This is a genomic window from Schaalia odontolytica (assembly GCF_002847525.1).
GTDB lineage: Bacteria > Actinomycetota > Actinomycetes > Actinomycetales > Actinomycetaceae > Pauljensenia > Pauljensenia odontolytica_B.
On sequence record NZ_PKKM01000009.1, the window covers coordinates 23,434 to 40,381 of the forward strand.

11 protein-coding genes are annotated in these 16,948 nt (G+C 63.8%); 9 read left to right on the forward strand and 2 right to left on the reverse strand.

Annotated features, from left to right (window positions below):
- The first annotated feature begins 36 nt into the window (after positions 1–36).
- The 5 genes from CYJ22_RS07085 to CYJ22_RS07110 all read left to right on the forward strand — a co-directional run bounded on the left by CYJ22_RS07085 (position 37) and on the right by CYJ22_RS07110 (position 4,862).
- Complete coding sequence (locus tag CYJ22_RS07085; protein WP_101602117.1) at positions 37–1,713, forward strand: FAD-dependent oxidoreductase; 1,677 nt, start codon at positions 37–39, stop codon at positions 1,711–1,713.
- A gap of 217 nt (positions 1,714–1,930) precedes the next feature.
- Positions 1,931–2,110 (forward strand): hypothetical protein, encoded by a 180-nt coding sequence (locus tag CYJ22_RS07090; RefSeq protein WP_101602118.1) that lies wholly within the window; start codon positions 1,931–1,933, stop codon positions 2,108–2,110.
- A gap of 123 nt (positions 2,111–2,233) precedes the next feature.
- Positions 2,234–2,599, forward strand: coding sequence for an iron ABC transporter (locus CYJ22_RS07095; RefSeq protein ID WP_101602119.1), 366 nt, complete (start codon positions 2,234–2,236; stop codon positions 2,597–2,599).
- A gap of 703 nt (positions 2,600–3,302) precedes the next feature.
- Positions 3,303–3,944, forward strand: coding sequence for a DarT1-associated NADAR antitoxin family protein (locus CYJ22_RS07105; protein WP_101602120.1), 642 nt, complete (start codon positions 3,303–3,305; stop codon positions 3,942–3,944).
- Between the two features lie 315 nt (positions 3,945–4,259).
- Positions 4,260–4,862 carry a class I SAM-dependent methyltransferase gene (locus tag CYJ22_RS07110; RefSeq protein WP_101602121.1) on the forward strand — a complete coding sequence of 201 codons (603 nt, stop codon included), beginning with the start codon at positions 4,260–4,262 and terminating at the stop codon, positions 4,860–4,862.
- Here the strand turns inward: CYJ22_RS07110 and CYJ22_RS07115 are convergent.
- Positions 4,846–5,631 carry an alpha/beta fold hydrolase gene (locus CYJ22_RS07115; protein ID WP_101602122.1) on the reverse strand — a complete coding sequence of 262 codons (786 nt, stop codon included), beginning with the start codon at positions 5,629–5,631 and terminating at the stop codon, positions 4,846–4,848. The two genes, CYJ22_RS07110 and CYJ22_RS07115, sit on opposite strands and share 17 nt — an antisense overlap.
- Before the next feature lie 276 nt (positions 5,632–5,907).
- A complete protein-coding gene (locus CYJ22_RS10300; protein WP_243390475.1) occupies positions 5,908–6,294 on the reverse strand; it encodes a hypothetical protein in 387 nt (128 codons plus the stop codon).
- 179 nt (positions 6,295–6,473) lie between these two features.
- Here CYJ22_RS10300 and CYJ22_RS10385 point away from each other — a divergent pair, with 179 nt between their 5' ends.
- The 4 genes from CYJ22_RS10385 (at position 6,474) to CYJ22_RS07140 (ending at position 16,935) form a co-directional block, all read left to right on the forward strand.
- Positions 6,474–6,608 (forward strand): hypothetical protein, encoded by a 135-nt coding sequence (locus CYJ22_RS10385; RefSeq protein WP_279354652.1) that lies wholly within the window; start codon positions 6,474–6,476, stop codon positions 6,606–6,608.
- 100 nt (positions 6,609–6,708) lie between these two features.
- Positions 6,709–7,026 (forward strand): YbjQ family protein, encoded by a 318-nt coding sequence (locus CYJ22_RS07130; RefSeq protein ID WP_101602123.1) that lies wholly within the window; start codon positions 6,709–6,711, stop codon positions 7,024–7,026.
- A 306-nt stretch (positions 7,027–7,332) separates the two neighbouring features.
- The gene (locus CYJ22_RS07135; protein ID WP_101602124.1) at positions 7,333–13,899 is read left to right on the forward strand and encodes a leucine-rich repeat protein; all 6,567 of its coding nucleotides are present in this window, start codon (positions 7,333–7,335) and stop codon (positions 13,897–13,899) included.
- A 417-nt stretch (positions 13,900–14,316) separates the two neighbouring features.
- A complete protein-coding gene (locus CYJ22_RS07140) occupies positions 14,317–16,935 on the forward strand; it encodes a leucine-rich repeat protein (protein ID WP_101602125.1) in 2,619 nt (872 codons plus the stop codon).
- Positions 16,936–16,948 lie beyond the last annotated feature (13 nt).

Sequence of the window (16,948 nt, forward strand, 5' to 3'; positions counted from 1 at the left end):
CGAAGACAGCCCCTTCAATCAGAAAGTGAGCCGCACATGCGAGTTGTAGTCGTCGGAGGAGTCGCCGGTGGCATGAGCGCGGCGGCGCGCCTGCGCAGGCGCGACGAGGGCGCCGAAATCATCGTGCTGGAGCGCAGCAAATACGTGTCCTTCGCGAACTGTGGGCTCCCGTACTACGTCGGCGGCGAGATCGAGGACCCCGCTAAACTCCTCCTCCACACCCCGCAATCGCTCAAGGTTGCCCTCAACCTCGACGTGCGCATCAACTCCGAGGTCACGGCGATCGACCCCGGCGCGCACAGCGTCCAGGTTACCAACACGGAGACCGGCGAGGCCTACGCGCTCACCTACGACCACCTGATCCTCTCCCCGGGAGCCCTCGCGAGCCGACCCCCGATTGACGGCCTCGACTCCCCGCGCGTACACACCCTGCGCACGGTCGACGATGCCCTCGCCCTGCGCGAGGCCTCGGGCACGCGAGCCGTCGTCCTCGGAGCCGGGTTCATCGGCGTCGAGGCCACCGAAGCGCTCGCACAGCGAGGCTTCGAGACCCACATCGTCGAGTACGCCGAGCACGTCCTGCCGCCCCTCGAAGTCGAGATGGCCACGCTGGTCACGCAGGAGCTGCGCGCCCTCGGCGTTCACGTCCACGCTGGCGTCGCCGCCCAGACCATCACACACGGGGACGACCACGACTCGGTGACACTCTCCGATGGCGCCGTGCTGGCTGCCGACATCATCGTCCTGTCGACCGGAGTTCGCCCCGACACCGCCTTCGCCGAGGCCGCGGGTATCGAGACCAGCCGCGGCTACATCCTCGTTGATGAGCATGGGCGCACCAGCGCCGACGACATCTACGCGGTCGGAGACGGCACGGTCGGCCGCGACCACGACCGTCCCGTCGCCCTGGCCGGACCCGCGAACCGCGGGGGACGCCTCGTCGCCGACGCGATCACCGACGCGGAACACGGCGAGGCCACTGCGCGTCCCATCCCGAGCCCCCAGGGCACCGCGATTGTCCGAATTGGGAGCCTCACTGCCGCCATGACTGGGGCCAACCGCGCGACCCTGGACGCGGCGGGCACGGAGTACTTCACGGTGCACACGCACGCCAACCAGCATGCGGGCTATTTCCCCGGCGCCCAGCCCGTGCACATCCTCATGCACGTGGGTACCGGCGGGCAGATTCTGGGCGCACAATCCGTGGGCGCCGACGGCGTGGACCGCCGCATCGACGTCATTGCCACCGCCATGCGAGCGGGCCTGAAGGCGACGGATCTCATCGACCTGGACCTCGCCTACGCGCCGCCCTACGGTCAGGCCAAGGACCCCGTCAACCAGACCGGCATGGTCGCCCACAACGTGTTGACCGGCGGGCTTGTCCTCACCGGCCCGGACGCCCTCACCGAGGACATGCCCGTCCTGGATGTGCGCACCGCGGGGGAGTATGCGGCCGGGCATATGCCGAACTCCCTCAACATCCCCCACACCCAGCTGCGCGACCGCCTCGATGAGGTTCAGGCTTGGGTCGACGAGAGCGTCGGCCACCAGCCCTTCGTCGTCATGTGCGCCGCAGGCGTGCGCTCCTGGATCGGCTACCGCATCGTGCGCCACGCGGGCTTCAACGTCACCATGCTGTCGGGCGGCATCCAGACGCTGCGCGCGTGGCTCGGCGAGAGGGCCGAGGCTGTGCTGGTCACGGGGGAGGGATAAGCCTGATGATTTCGGCCTCGAAAACGACCCCGTGGCACAGTTCGAAGCAGTAGAATTCCTTGTCAAAACCGAGAGAATAACGATCAACAAATCCGAGCGTTCTGTCCTCTGACTGGCCTCATGCGACGGCGCAACCAGCCTCAGGATGGCGAAAGCTCGCAACACCATGACGCGGATCCAATGACGGATTCGCGGCGCAACAACAAAGGAGGCAATCATGTGTCGACCCACCACCTGCGAGGTATGCGGAAAGACCACCTGGAAGGGCTGCGGCAAGCACATCGACTCGGTGAAGGAGAAGGTGCCCGCGGAGCAGTGGTGCGATAAGGACCATACCGACGAGGAGTACGCCAACGCTGAGAAGAAGAGCGGCTTCTTCGGTAGCTTCTGCAGCTAGCCTGCGCCCCACTGCCAGCATCGCGAACACCGCGACGCTGGGTCATTCGCGCCCATGTCAAAGCCTGCACAGCTGACGTATCAAAGAGCTTTTTTCTTCATGCGACGCGGGTATCATCGAGCCATGAGGTGGGCGACAAAATCAACGTGGATTCGTATCGCCGTGCTGTTCGGCATCTACCTGCTGGTGCCGGCGGTGTGGTTTCGTGTCTCGAGCGTTTCGGAGTCGATGGAGATCGTGAAGAGCCTTGTGTTCCTGATCCTGCTCGCGATCCTGCCGATCCTCGCGATGGCTTTCGGTGCCTGGGACGGCGTGAAGGAAGGCTTCAGCCTCCTGTGGTTGCTCGCGCCTTTCGTGTGTTTCCTGGCGCCGATGTACCTGTTTCTCAACGACAGCGCGCTCATCTACGGGGTGGGCTACAGCATCCTTGGATTCGGGGCCCATTGCGTCGGTGCCTTCATCCATGCGCGTTCCTCGCGGCGGATGTAGGTGCGCAACAGGCCGATTCGTGTGTTGGATGCGACTATGCGGATAGGTTATGAACATGCGGATAGGTTATGACGATGTGGATAGCTTATTAACCTATCCGCAAGCGAATAACCTATCCGTATCCGCATAACCTATCCGCATGTGCCCGCGCGGATCTGTCTCCGTGCGCAGAACCCCGTGTCACCCCGGTGCCGCCTTCTCGGGCGCAGCATTCCCGGTCTCGTGGCGGCTCAAGGCTCGCGTAACGCACAGACACGCGGAGGTGCTGACATGTTCTGGGATCGGGGCGCACCGCTATACGACTTGTTCGACAACACGTTCAACCGAGCCCCCCAACGACGGTGTGGGTGAGGCGGTTGGGCGCATGATCCGCCCTGGCGACCGCGTCTTCGTATGTGCGTGCGTCACCGGCGCGATGAGCGCCGCCATTGCTCCGGTCTGCGCGCGCCGCGGACTCGGGGCGCCGACCTATCGCGAACGCGCGAGAATACAATAATGAGAGTCTGATAGCAGGATGGCTTCGCAGAGGAATGAAGCGACTTGTTTGTGAGGGCTACATTCGGAACATGAATGTACAAGGTTGCGCAGTCTGAATAAGTGTGAAAGTATTTGTGGTCAATGGAAGTGAAAATTCTAACGCGTTTGAATGTTTTTGCTTTCCTTGATCGTTGGGATACTTTGTTGAGCGAGAAAGGGTCTCGTTATGGCTCGTAGGCCTGTCTTTGTACCTGAGTCTGACAAACCGTACGTTTCGGAACTATCTCTGGATTTTGAGTATTTTCCCGGATCTTCTGTTCAGCAGAAGCAGCGTTCGGTTGCAAGTTTGCATGCAGCGTATGTGGATAGGTTTCCTTCGTCGCGCGTTCTGGAGGTGTCGTCCAGGAGTAAAAGGGACATTGGAGTTCAGTTAAGCGCGTTTAATTTGATGATTGAGAGTCCGGAGCGTGGAAGTTACAGTGTTGAATGTGCTTTTCAGGCTTCAAAAGTCTTCCGGTATGGGGGACCGTTTGTTGATCTTCTTAACGCCTCGAGTCGTGCAGCAAAAACGGATCGGCGATTGAGGAATAGTGGAGAGCTTATTGGATTTAAGTATTTTGAAGATGAATTCCCGTTAGAGCCGAAGACGTACTTTTACGACTGGTTGTATGCGTCTGCGCTCTGTCGCGATGAAAAGATCGTTGAGCAGGTTATGACGTTCGATGCATTCACCGATATTGAGCACAATCCGGAGCGGGCGATCAACTGCCAGGCAAGGACTGTGGCTAAAGTGGTGGGTCTTGCCCGGGCGGGGATTCTGACAGATGCCTTGCAATCTCCTCAAGCGTTTCTGGAACTCGGGTATTAATAGGTTTTTGTTGCCCTGTCACTTTGTTCGACGGTGGAAGAATAATCTCATCTGGGATCGGGGCACCGTAATCGCCTACGCGGATAGGTTACGAACATGCGGATAGGTTATGACGATGCGGATAGCTTATTAACCTATCCGCAAGTGAATAACCTATCCGTATCCGCATAACCTGTCCGCGTGCGCTTTCGTGGTTCTGTTCCTGTGCACAGCACCCCTTTCCGCCCCGGCATCTCCCACGCAGGCGTATCATGTCCAGCAGCGCGAAGCAGCGTCGGCCTCGTGCGATGCATGGGAATACGGAGGTGTTCAGCATTGTTCTGGGATCGAGTTGCCCCGCTCTACGACCTCGCCGTCAACGCGCTCAACAGGAGGGTGTACGACGGGACGGGCGGTGCCGTTGCCCGGTTGATTCGCCCCGGTGACACCGTGCTCGAATGTGCGTGCGGAACGGGCGCGATTAGCGCCGCCATAGCCCCCGCATGCGCGCGTGTGGTTGCGACCGACTATTCCGAGGGGATGCTCAAGCAGGCACGCAAGAAGCTCGCGAAACACTCGAACGTCACCGTCGAGCAGGCGGATATCACCGACTTGCGCTACGCGGACGACTCGTTCGACGCCGTCGTGGCGGGCAACATCATCCACTTGCTGCCTGAACCGGGCGACGCGCTCAAGGAGCTCAAGCGGGTCGTGCGCCCGGGTGGCACGATCATCGTGCCCACCTACGTGATTCCCAAGAAGCGGGCGCACACCATGTTCCTGAGTGTGATCTCCCGATTCGGCGTGCACTTCCAGGAACACTTCGACCCGGTGTCCTACCGGGCGTTCTTTGAGCGTATGGGCTGCACGGGCGTCACCTACCGCGTCGTGCGAGGGCGAATTCCCTGCGTGATCGCCTCCTTCACGAACGATCAGTAGAAGCCGAGCCCAGGGCGACGTTCCGCAGCATCGCCCCGTAGGTGACCGAATCGCGGCTCATGCGCTCACAGTGCCCCCAGCCTGGCCAGACGCGTAGCTCCGCCTCGGGATAGAGGCGTGGGATCACGCGCCGCGCGAGCCGCAGGTCCGAGTCTTTCTGTCCGTACGCGAACGTGCAGCGTCGCTGAATGGCGGGGGAGAGGGGCGGCAAGCTGACGTGTGAGCAGTCGCGCACGATCGCGCGGATGCTGTCCTCGCTCATCGCGGCAAAACTAGCGGCCATCGAGCGCGCGGCCTCCTCGCCGTAGAGGCGCGCGAGCTTGAGTGCCCCCGCCTCGGGATCTCGCGCGTCCTTCCGGTGCTTCGCGACCATCACCCGGCTGAGAATCGCTCCGCCGACTCGGGCTACGGGCCCGCCGGAGTAGAAGCTCACCCCCTCAATAAAGAGCTGATCGAACGCAAGGTCCGGGAATCGCAGCAGCTCGAACAGGATGACACCGCCGAGCGACGCGCCAAATCCAAGAGACAGGCGACGTATACCGTGGGAGGCCAACCAGTCGTGGATCGCCGCCGCCTCGTCAGCCGCTGACACATAGGGGGCCGAGGCCTCGTCCCCGTGGGCGGACAGGTCCGGCACGAGAACACGCAGGCCGGGACCCATGTGGTCGCAGAGCGTAGCCTTCATGCTCGAGGCCGAGGACAGCATCGGGTGAATGATGAGGACGGTGGGGCAGTCCTGCCCGCCAGGTCCGTAGACGTGCATCTTCATGGCGTCGCTCGAAGATTGAGAGCAGCGAGTTGGTCGTTGAGGTTACAGGTATTCGCGGGGGTCGAGTGAAGCTGTAAAGTGGTCACGCTTCATGGAAGTCGTCCAGATTCGTGCATCGGTTTTGATGTTGCCGAATGTTCGTCTGTCGGAAGGGTCATACCACTTTGCGGCTTCGATCTTTGCAGTCTGGAGTTTGTGTGCCTCGTCAAGGGCTGGGGCAAGGTCTGTATCTCGTGATGCAAGGGTAACCACATCGTAGTTTCCTGATCGTGCGAGTCAAACAAGTGCGAGGGCACACATGACATCGACGCCTTTTTCTCTGCGAGTTGAGCGAATCGGAGTTTTCTGGCCGTCGTGCCACTCCCAGTTGTATTTCAGAGGACGCAGGGTTACTGAAACCATACCCTGATGTCCGTACTCCCACTGTGACTTTTGTTCAAGGTTGCGACGGTAGCCCTCGGGGTCGTCATCTGGGATTGGGATTCCACGGAAAACTTCAATGCGAGCGACTTCGACCTCGTGCAGGCCGTCGCTGTTGCGCGCCTTCGCGAGTTGTTTTGCGAAACGGAATGGCTCGATGAGGCTCTCTTCGATGGGGCGACCAGGGAGAAAGAGCTGGGCAGCGGTAAGGTGAACGTTCTGATAGTCGATTACAACGGCCATACGCACAGTCATTGTGAGGCCTCCGGATAGAGTAAACCCCGCCAATCCCTGGGGATGACGGGGAGCTATGCCAGAGAGCATAGCAGCTTCACTGACAGTTACGCAAGCTGTTTTCTGGCTGTATGGGAGCAGACGATACAACTGATCGTGTTGTCACTGGGCAAGCAGAGGAGTTTGACATGGCCTATGACTTCAAGAAGGAATATAAGGAGCTCTACGCCCCCAAGAAAGGCCCCGGCATCATCGAGGTTCCGCCCATTACATACGTTGCCGTGCGCGGTAAGGTCATGCCATCAGCCGCATGCCGGGCGTGAGGTGACAGGCGGCCTGTGTTGCGCGCAGGTGAATCCTACTAGCCTCCGTGCGGGAACGCGGGTAGTGTTGACCTGTTAACCCCGTATGAAGGAGTGAATGATGCTTGTTGTGACGACCCCGACCGTTGAAGGTGCACCGATCAAGCAGTACATCGGCATGGTGTCGGGCGAGACCTTCGCCGGCGTGAACTTGTTCAAGGACTTCGGTGCCAGCCTGTCCAACATGTTCGGTGGCCGCGCTTCCCAGTACGAGGAAGAGATTGGCAACGCCTCTGCGACCGCCGTCAACGAAATGTGCGCACGCGCGCAGGCCATGGGTGCGAACGCGGTGGTCGGCGTGAAGGTCGACTACTTCACCGCCGGCAGCGACAGTGGCATGCTTGCCGCCATCGCGACGGGCACAGCTGTCATCCTCTGACAGTCGCCCGCGCGCCGCTCGGCACGCACAGAACAACCCGCCAGGAGAGGCACGTTCGAGGCCTCACTGGCGGGTTTGTCGTTGCCGGTACCCTCCGAAGAAAATAAAGTGTAGCTATTGTTACTAAGGCTACGCTAAGAGAAGCAAGTTTACGCCGAAAGAGTGATCGGGTAAAGCCCTTGACGCATAGCGAGAAGAGAGTGAGATGGCGCTTTGCAGTAAGGGTAGGTAACCCTACCCTAGATGCTGGGTTATGCCGTATCCGCGGCCATGCCCTGACCCAGTTGTCAACCAAGTGAGCCATAGATGTCCCATCGCACAACCCCGGCGCTGGTGCTGCTAACAGCGGGCGCCCTCGCCATGACCACCGTGACCGCCCCGGCGGCTTTCGCAGCTAACCCGCATGAGGAAAGCCAGTCGGGCACCCCCGCCCCCGCCTCGTCGATCGACGCCCAGTCCGGTACCCCGCAGTCGGGGACAGACGACGAGGCCGGGGCCGAGAACCCGACCACCACCCCCGAGACCGTCCCCACCGACGATACCCCGACGACGATCATCGTCCAGCTCGAGGACGGCTCTGTCGGCATCCCGTGGTACCAGCGCATCTTCGGCCTGTCCTCCTCGACCAAGCACGAGACGGTCAAGGACCGCATCGAAACCGCGGTCGAGACAGTGGTTCCCGGTGCGGACATCACCGACGTACGCGACTACACGCACGCGCTCGACGGTTTCGCGATCCAGGCCCCGGCCTCGTCCCTGGATGCCATCAAGGCGACCGAGGGCGTCAAGGCCGCCTTTATCGAGCGCCACCACAAGCCGATGGTCGTCGAGGGCGACGCGGGCGCGCTGGGCGTCGAGGCCGTGGATCCCGCCCTGCAAAACGCCTCCTCCCTGGAGATGACGCGCGCGAACCAGACCACCCAGAAGGGCGACCGTCAGGTCATCGAGGTCATTGACACGGGCATCGAGGCTACCCACCAGGCGTTCTCCGGCTCCATGGACGGCGTCGATGTGCGCCTGAGCCAGGCGGACGTCGAGGCCCTCGTCGGCAAGTTGCCGCACGGAAAGACCGGCGCCTACCTCAACAGCAAGATCCCCTTCGTCTTCGACTACGCGGATAACGATGCTGACGTGCTGCCCAAGTCCAGCAAGGACCTCTCGCACGGCACCCATGTCGCCGCCATTGCCGCAGCCAACGCGGCCGACCTGCAGGGCACCGCGCCCCACGCGCAGATCATTGTCGCCAAGGTCGCCTCCGACAAGGATGGATCGATCCCCGACAGTACTGTCCTGGCGGCCCTCGACGACGCGGTCGTCATCAAGCCCGACTCGATCAACCTCTCCCTCGGCGAGGACGCGGGTATGGGCACAGAGGCCGGAACCATGTACGCGGAGGTCTACAAGAACCTCGCGAACGCGGGCGTGACCGTCAACGCTGCTGCGGGTAACTCCTACTCGAGCGCGTACTCCAACTACAGCGGCAAGAACAAGCCGTTCGCGACCGACCCCGACGCCGGCACGGTTTCCGAGCCCGGGTCCTACAGCTCGACACTGGCCGTCGCTTCGGTCAACAACCAGGATGCCCTGCCCTACCTGATGGTGGGGGACCGCCAGGTCGTCTACCGCAAGTCGCGCGGCCTCAAGGATGCCGTTGTGCCGAGCCTCCTCGACATCCCCGAGGGTACCTACACCCTCGTTTACGCGGGCATTGGTGATGCGGCCGCACTCGAGAAGCTCGTCGCCGAGCACCCTGGAGACCTCTCTCAGGTCATCATCCTCGAAGATCGCGGCGGATCCGACAGCGCGACGGGCGCGGACATGACCCACGAGGCCAAGGTCAAGGGACTCACCCAGCTGACCTCCAAGCCCGCCGCCCTCATCATCGGCGACTCCGAGACGGTCGAAACCCCCTACGTGGCGACCATCGAATCCACCCACACGATGCCGACCGTGACCATCACGAAGAAGGAGAAGGACGCGCTCATCGAGGCCATCAAGGCCAGTGAGTCCGGCTCCATCACCATCTCCAACCCGCACGCGGGCCTCAAGCTCGCCTCGACCAACCCGTCGGTCTCCGACTTCACCTCGTGGGGTGTCACCCCCGACCTCAAGCTCAAGCCTGAGATCGCGGCCCCCGGTGGCAACATTGTCGCGGCTGTCCTGGGCAACACCTACCGCTCCATGTCGGGCACGTCCATGGCGACCCCGCAGGTTGCGGGCATCGCGACCCTCGTGCGCCAGCGCGTGAACGACGACCCGGCATTTGCTGGCCTGTCGGAGGCGGACAAGGCCGCGATTGTCACCACCCTCATGATGGGCACCGCCCACCCGCTGCTCGACATCGACCAGAACGACGGCACCTACTACTCGCCCCGCCGCGTGGGCGCCGGCCAGGTGGATGCGCTTGCGGCCACGACCACGACCGTCTACCCGAGCGTCGCGGGCGCGGAAAACCCGTGGCGTCCCAAGGCCGACCTGGGTGAGGGAACGACCGGCTGGACCTTCCAGGTGACCCTGACGAACATCTCCGATACCGTCCACACCTACACCCTGGGCGGCCAGGCGCTGTCCGAGATCGTCGAGGGTGGCCTCTTCACCGAGCACTCCAAGAACTGGGCGGGGCAGGGCATCGACCTGACCTACTCCGCTGACTCGGTGACCGTGCCCGCCAAGGGCACCGCGACCGTGACCGTCACCGTGACCCCGCAGGGCGCCTTCGCCTCGTACGCGAATGAGAACGCTCCCAAGGGCACGTTCATCGACGGCGCCGTGACCTTCACCAGCGCTGACGGTCAGCCCGACCTGACCGTCCCCTACATGGGCTTCTACGGCTCCTGGGGTGCCCCGGCCGTCTTCGACGGCAAGTGGTACGACGGCACGACGAGCACTGCGCACGCCTGCTCCTCGACCCTCATCAACCCCGCGACCGAGGTTCCCCTGGGAGCCCTGAACCCGCTCGCCGGACAGGAAATCGACGACGTGCGCGCGGTCGATCCCGCGTACTTCATCATGTCGCGCTCCGCGCTGCCCGAGGCCCCCTCGCGCATCCTGCCGCGCACCTGCCTGCTGCGTAACTCCCCGAAGGTGACCTACACCTACACGAACGAGGCCGGCGAGGTCGTGCGCGAATACACCTTCGAGCGCGCCCGCAAGTCCCTGTTCAACTACCACGCCAGCAAGGTCGAGCCCATCGAAAGCCAGGAGGGTAACAACCCGGTCTTTGACGGCTTCGACAAGGACGGCAAGGAGCTGCCCGCAGGCCGCTACAAGCTGACGATCGACGCGGCCTCGGTCGCGCCCTCGAGCGTTGCCTCGCAGCTGACCTGGGACTTCACCCTGGACACCCAGGCGCCCGTCATCTCCAACCTGACGGTGACCGGCGAGGGTGACGAGCGTGTCGTGTCCTTCGACGTCACCGACAACTCGCCGCTGGCCGGCATCGCCTTCTCCGAGTCCCCGACGTCTCGTCGCTACTACGACGAGAAGGAGGCCGTGGGCGCGAACCGCCAGGCCGACGGCACTTACGCCAAGCACTACGAGATCAAGTGGGCCGACCTCATCGACCGTGCGGACTCCTCCGACCCGGCGACCGCCTACCTGTTCGCGTGGGACTGGGGGAAGAACCAGGCCCGCCAGGTGATCCGCTTCCGCACGATCCCGCTAACCTCCCTGGCCCTCACCCCGCAGACCTCCGAGGTCGTCGCGGGCGAGACGGTCACGCTGAGCCCCTCGTACGAGCCGGCGAACGCGAACGTTACCGACCTCGTGTGGACATCCTCGAACGAGGCCGTGGCCACCGTGAACGAAAACGGCGAGGTCCGCGCCCTGGCCGCCGGCGAGGCGACCATCACCGCGGCTGACGCGTCCCAGCCGACCCTGTCGGCCAGTGCTCAGATCCGCGTGCGCACGATCTCAGAGGATGCGGGCATCGAGCTCGCCGACGCGCGGGTGAACGTCAAGGTGGGCGAGACTGCCCCCGTGAAGGCATACCTGGCGCCCTCGCTGAAGGATCGCGCGGTGACGTGGAGCGTGGAGCCGGCCGACCTGGCCACGGTCGCCGCCGACACGGACACGCGCAAGGCGACGCTGACCGCAGGCGATCACGCGGGTTCGGGCACGCTGACCGCCACCGTCACCACCGAGGCCGGCGCGGTCAAGACCGCGTCCATCCCGCTGACGGTGCGCGCCGCCGATGCCGACGACTTCGAGATCAACGAGGACGGCGTCCTTGTGAAGTACAAGGGGTCGGCCACCGAGGTCACCCTGCCCGACACCGTGACCTCCATCGGCGAGCGTGCCTTCGCGAGCTCCACCGTGGAACACATGACGATCCCTGCTTCGGTGCGTTCGATCGGCGTGGAGGCCTTCATCTACAGCTCGCTGAAGAAGATCACCTTCGTCGATGACGAGGCCCACCCGGCCCAGCTGACCAAGATCGCCGACCGCGCGTTCACGAACACGAGCCTGGAGGCCATCGAACTGCCGCGTTCCGTGGTGACGATCGGTGCGGAGGTCTTCGACTACAACTCGGCGCTCACCACGATCAAGCTGGGACCCAACGTCGCCGCCGACTCGGTGACCTCGGGCTACGCCGAGACCGCCGCGCTGACCAGCGTCGAGGTCGATCCCGCGAACCCGAACTACGAGAGCGTGGACGGAGTCCTGTACTCCAAGGACCACTCGCGCCTCATCCTGTACCCGGCCGCCAAGAACCCCGGCGGCGCATACACGGTCCTGGATGGTGTCACGACGATTGCGCCCAAGGCATTCCAGAAGGCGGGCATCACCTCCGTGACACTGCCCGACAGCCTGCGTGAGATCAAGGACGAGGCCTTCCGCCTCTCCGCGCTCACCGCCGTGACCCTGCCCGAGAAGTTCGAAACGGTCGGCACCTGTGCCTTCTGCTCCGCCGACAAGCTCGCGCGCATCGACCTGGGCGGCACGATCTCCCTGGGCGGCAGTGCCTTCGAGTCGACGAGCGCCAAGGAAGGGGTCAACTTCCGTCCCGAGCTCGGCCGCCTGACCACGATCGGCGACTTCGCGTTCAGTCGGACGGCGCAGTCCTCGGTGACCCTGCCGGACTCGGTGACCACGGTCGGCGAGCAGGCCTTCTCGGAGAGCACTGCCCTGACCTCGTTCCACATCGGAGCGGGTGTCACCTCCTTCGCCGAGACCGCCCTGTACAACGACCGCAAGATCGCGACGCTGACCGTTGCGGATGGCAACCCGGTGTACTCGGCCGAGCGCAACGTCCTGTACCGCAAGGCGGATGACGGCCTGCACCTGATGCTGTCCCCGGCCGCCAACACGCTCACCGACTACACGGTGCGCGCGGGCACGGTTGAGATCGGCGCGACGGCATTCGCCAACAACAAGACGCTCACCCGCGTCGTCCTGCCCGAGGGTCTGAAGGTCATCGGTGACGACGCCTTCGCGGGCACTACGGCCCTCACCGAGCTGGTGATCCCCGAGTCGGTCGAGCGCTCGAGCGGCGTCACCGGTAACTCCCTGGAGCTCGTCGAGTACGGCTCCAAGGTGACCTCGATCCGCATGGAAGGCAGCTGGGTTCCCATGCCTCGTCGCATCGTCGTGCGCGGTGGTGTGGACGGCTCCTTCGTGTATGACGGTCGCCCGACGAACGGACGCCGCCAGAGCGCCTACTTTGGCGAGGGCATGACCCGCGTGTCCTTCGGCGTGGACGTCCCGCGCGTCCTCGTCCTGCCCTCCACGCTCACCCGCCTTGACCTCGAGCCGGAGCTGAGCGACGAGAAGAAGGAAGACACCCACGTGTACGTTGCCGCGGCCGAAGGCGAGTCGGCGTGGAACGTCGCCAAGGACGCCCTCGAGGCGGCCGGCATCGACGCCTCACACCTGCACACGTTCACGGCTGCGTCGATGACCCTGTCGGGGGCTGGCATTGCCGAGGCTGGGGGAGCGTACACGTACACGGGCGAGGTCGGCGCATCGGTCGACATGACCGCAACGGTCGCCGGTGGCATCGCTGGGACGCAGCAGGTGCGTGCCGTGCAGATCGGAGCGGATGGCACCGAGACGCTCGTGCGTGACTGGACGACGGTGACGGATGGTGGGGACCGTGCTGCGGCCTCCTCCGTGACTTTCCCGTGGACCCCGTCCTCCGCGGACGTGAGCCTGCGCGTCCAGGTGCGTGACGCCTCGTACCTGACGAGCACCCTCATGATCAAGCTCCCGGGTACCCCGGATCCGACTCCGGCTCCGGACCCGACGCCTGCGCCCGAGCCCACCCCGGATCCGACGCCTGCGCCCGAGCCTTCTCCGGACCCGACGCCCGCGCCGGAGCCTTCTCCGGACCCCACTCCGGCACCTGAGCCCGATCCGGCTCCCGCCCCGCAGGACGGCCAGTGGGTCAGCGACTCTATCGGCTGGTGGTACCGCTATGCGGATGGCACCTATCCGGCTGGCCAGACGGTGCAGATCGGTAACTCGATCTACCGGTTCGGTGTGGATGGGTACATGCGTACTGGCTGGGTCAACGAGGACGGTGCGTGGTACTTCCATAATCCGTCTGGTGCTCAGGCGAGTGGCTGGGTGAAGGATGGTGCGTCCTGGTATTACCTGGATCCGGCGACCGGACAGATGGTGACGGGATGGCTCCTCGATGGGCCGACCTGGTACTACCTGACGCCCGGCAGTGGCGCGATGGCGACCGGTTGGGTCAAGGATGGTTCCTCCTGGTATTACATGCACTCCAGCGGCGCGTTGACGACCGGCTGGCTGAAGGATGGTGGCTTCTGGTACTACCTGAGCACCGACTCCGGTGCGATGTACACGGGAGGTCACTGGATCGGCTGGAAGTGGTACTACTTCAACGAATCGGGACAGCTCGTCGGCTGACCTGAGAGCGACGCTCCCTGCGCCCGCGCCCCCGGGGGAATCCCCGGGGGCGCGGGCCTTTGTTCGACCACTAGGTCGGGACCGTCGTGCTATGGCTTCCCACGCGCTTGCTTGTAGGGGCATATATGGCGCAAATCTTGGCTGTCGGTTGATTTGTCAGATTCGGTGGAAAGATGTTATGCAACCCTAGAAAATACGGGCGGAAAACGCCTGCATCGTCGCCTCTGCGCATTATCTGTCGGTCCGGGTTGATGCATGGTACTACGCGCAAAGATGTCACTTCATCAACCGACGCATGTTGAGAAGGAGTGTCTCAGGGGGTATCCGAAAACCCTGTTGAGAGATATGTTTGACACAAGGGGTCGTGGTTGCGACACGGAGCCTTCCCTTACCAACTGTCAATAGAAGGGGTCACAGATGTCCCATCGAAAGTTAACGGTGCTGGCGTTCGCGCTTGCCGGCGCCCTGTCCCTGACCGTGGTCAGTGTGCCCGCCGCCTTCGCGGCAGACGCAGGCGTTGCCGGTCGGGTCAACGCGGCCACCCCGTTGCACGCCAATGCCGATGGGTTCACCATCGACGCCGACGGCGTGCTCGTGTCGTACACGGGCACTGCAACGGATGTCCGCATCCCTGACGGTGTCACCGAGATCGCTACAAACGCCTTTAATGACGCGAGTCTGACGAGTGTGTGGATCCCCGCGAGCGTGCGCACAATCGACGACTATGTCTTTTCAGGCCAGCCGCTCACCCAGGTCACCTTCCAGGACGACGGCGCCCATCCCTCGCAGTTGGAGACGATCGGGGACCGCGCCTTCGCGAACACAGCGATCGAGCACATCACTCTGCCACGATCTCTCACGATGGCAGGTCTGGAGACCTTCAGCGACATGGCGAAGCTGCGCTCCGTCCACGTCGGCCCGAACGTGGTGGCCCAGGGCCTGTTCGCGGCATTCGCGCGCACCCCGCTCCTGGAAAGCGTTGAGGTTGACGCGGCGAACCAGAACTACCAGAGCCTCGACGGTGTCCTGTACACGAAGGGCTTGACGCACCTGGCGACCTACCCGGAGGCGAAGAACGCTGGCGGTCACTACTCGGTCGCCGAGGGGACGAATACCATCGACGAGGGAGCCTTCACGTCTGCTCGGATCACCTCCGTGACTCTGCCTGCGAGCCTGCACCGCGTGGAAAAGGCGGCATTCGTGAGCTCTCAGGTCACCTCTCTGGCCCTGCCCGATGGCTTCGAATCCATGGGCGACATGGCGTTCTGGTACATGCCCAAGCTGGAGCGCGTGGACCTGGGCGGCACGACGGCCGTGTCGGACAGCGCCTTCCGCTACGACAAGGCACTCGCCGAGGTGAACTTCCGCCCGGACCTGGGGCGCCTCGTCACGGTGGGAGACTACGCGTTCGAGGATGCGCCGATCACCGCGGTCACGGTGCCCGACTCGGTGACGAGCATCGGGAAGTTCGCCTTTTCCGGCAACAGCTCCCTGACCCGGGTTCACCTGGGCTCGAGCCTGACCTCCATCGGGGAGGGGGCTTTCCTCGGGGCGAGCTCCCTGGCCTCGCTGAGCGTCGTGCCCGCCAACTCGATGTACACCGTCGAAGACGGCATCCTGTACAGCAAGGGCGACGCGGGCCGCACCCTGGTCCTGTACCTTCCCACGAAGACGGACACTGACGTGACGGTTCCCGACGGCACGGTCGCACTCGCTGACTACGCCTTCGCAAGCAACACGTCCCTGCGCCGCGTCGTCCTGCCCGAGGGCCTGACGACCATCGGATACGGGGCCTTCGATGGCGACGCGAACCTCACCGACATTGTCATCCCCGACTCGGTGACGGTCGCTCGAGGCCTGGTCAACAACGGCCTGGACACGATCGAGCTGGGCTCGAAGGTCACGGAACTGTGGATGACGCCGCGAGACACCCCCGCCCCGCGCCACATCATCGTGCGCGGCGGAAACGACGGCGAGTTCTACTACGAAGGCAAGGCCGCCAACGGCCGCCCCGACAGCGCGTACTTCGGCGAGGGGATGACCAGCTTCACCTTCTGGTTCGACACGCCCCGCGTCCTGGTCCTGCCCTCGACCGTGAAGGACATCAAGCTCGCCGCCGACATGGCCTCGGACCTCAAGGCTGGCACCGAAATCTACGTCGCCGCCCCCAAGGGCTCGAAGGCGTGGACGCTCACCGAGGCCGCCATGAAGGAAGCCGGCTACAACACCGCCAACCTCTTCGAGTACACCCGCCCGCAGGTCGCGGTGTCGGGCAACGGAATCGCCGAGGCCGGACCCGGGTACACGCTCACCACCTCCGTGGGCACACCGACGACCGTGAAGGTCTCCGCGCAGGGCGGCACCCTGGGTGGACGTCAGGTGCGCGTGGTGCAGATCGGCAGCGACGGCACGGAGACGGTTCTCCAGGACTGGGATTCGATGGAGGGCAGCTCGGATGAGAGCGCGTCCACCTCCTCCTACACCTGGACCCCGGCCAGCGCTGACGTCTCCCTGCGCGTCGACGTGCGTCAGGATCCCCACGTCGTCACCTCGGTGGCCGTGACCGTCAAGGCCGCTTCCGACTCCGCTCCCGCTCGGGGCACGTGGACGTGGAGCGCTCGCGGATGGTCCTACCGCTACGCGGATGGCACCTACCCCTCGAATACGGCCACGACCATCGACGGCCAGGTCTACCGCTTCGACGCTCGCGGCTACATGCGCACCGGCTGGGTCTTCGACCAAGGCAACTGGTACTACCACTCCAGCTCCGGCGCGCAGGCCACCGGCTGGATCCTCGACGGCGTCTCCTGGTACTACCTGACCCCCGGCACCGGCCAGATGGCGACGGGATGGGTCAAGGACGGTTCGCACTGGTACTACCTGAACCCCGCCAACGGAAAGATGAAGACCGGATGGCACTACGAGGACGGCGCCTGGTACTACCTCAAGCCCGGTAGCGGTCAGATGGCGACCGGCCGCCTGTGGATCGTCTGGAAGTACTACCGCTTCGCCGACAACGGCACGTTGATCCGCTGATCCACCGAATCGA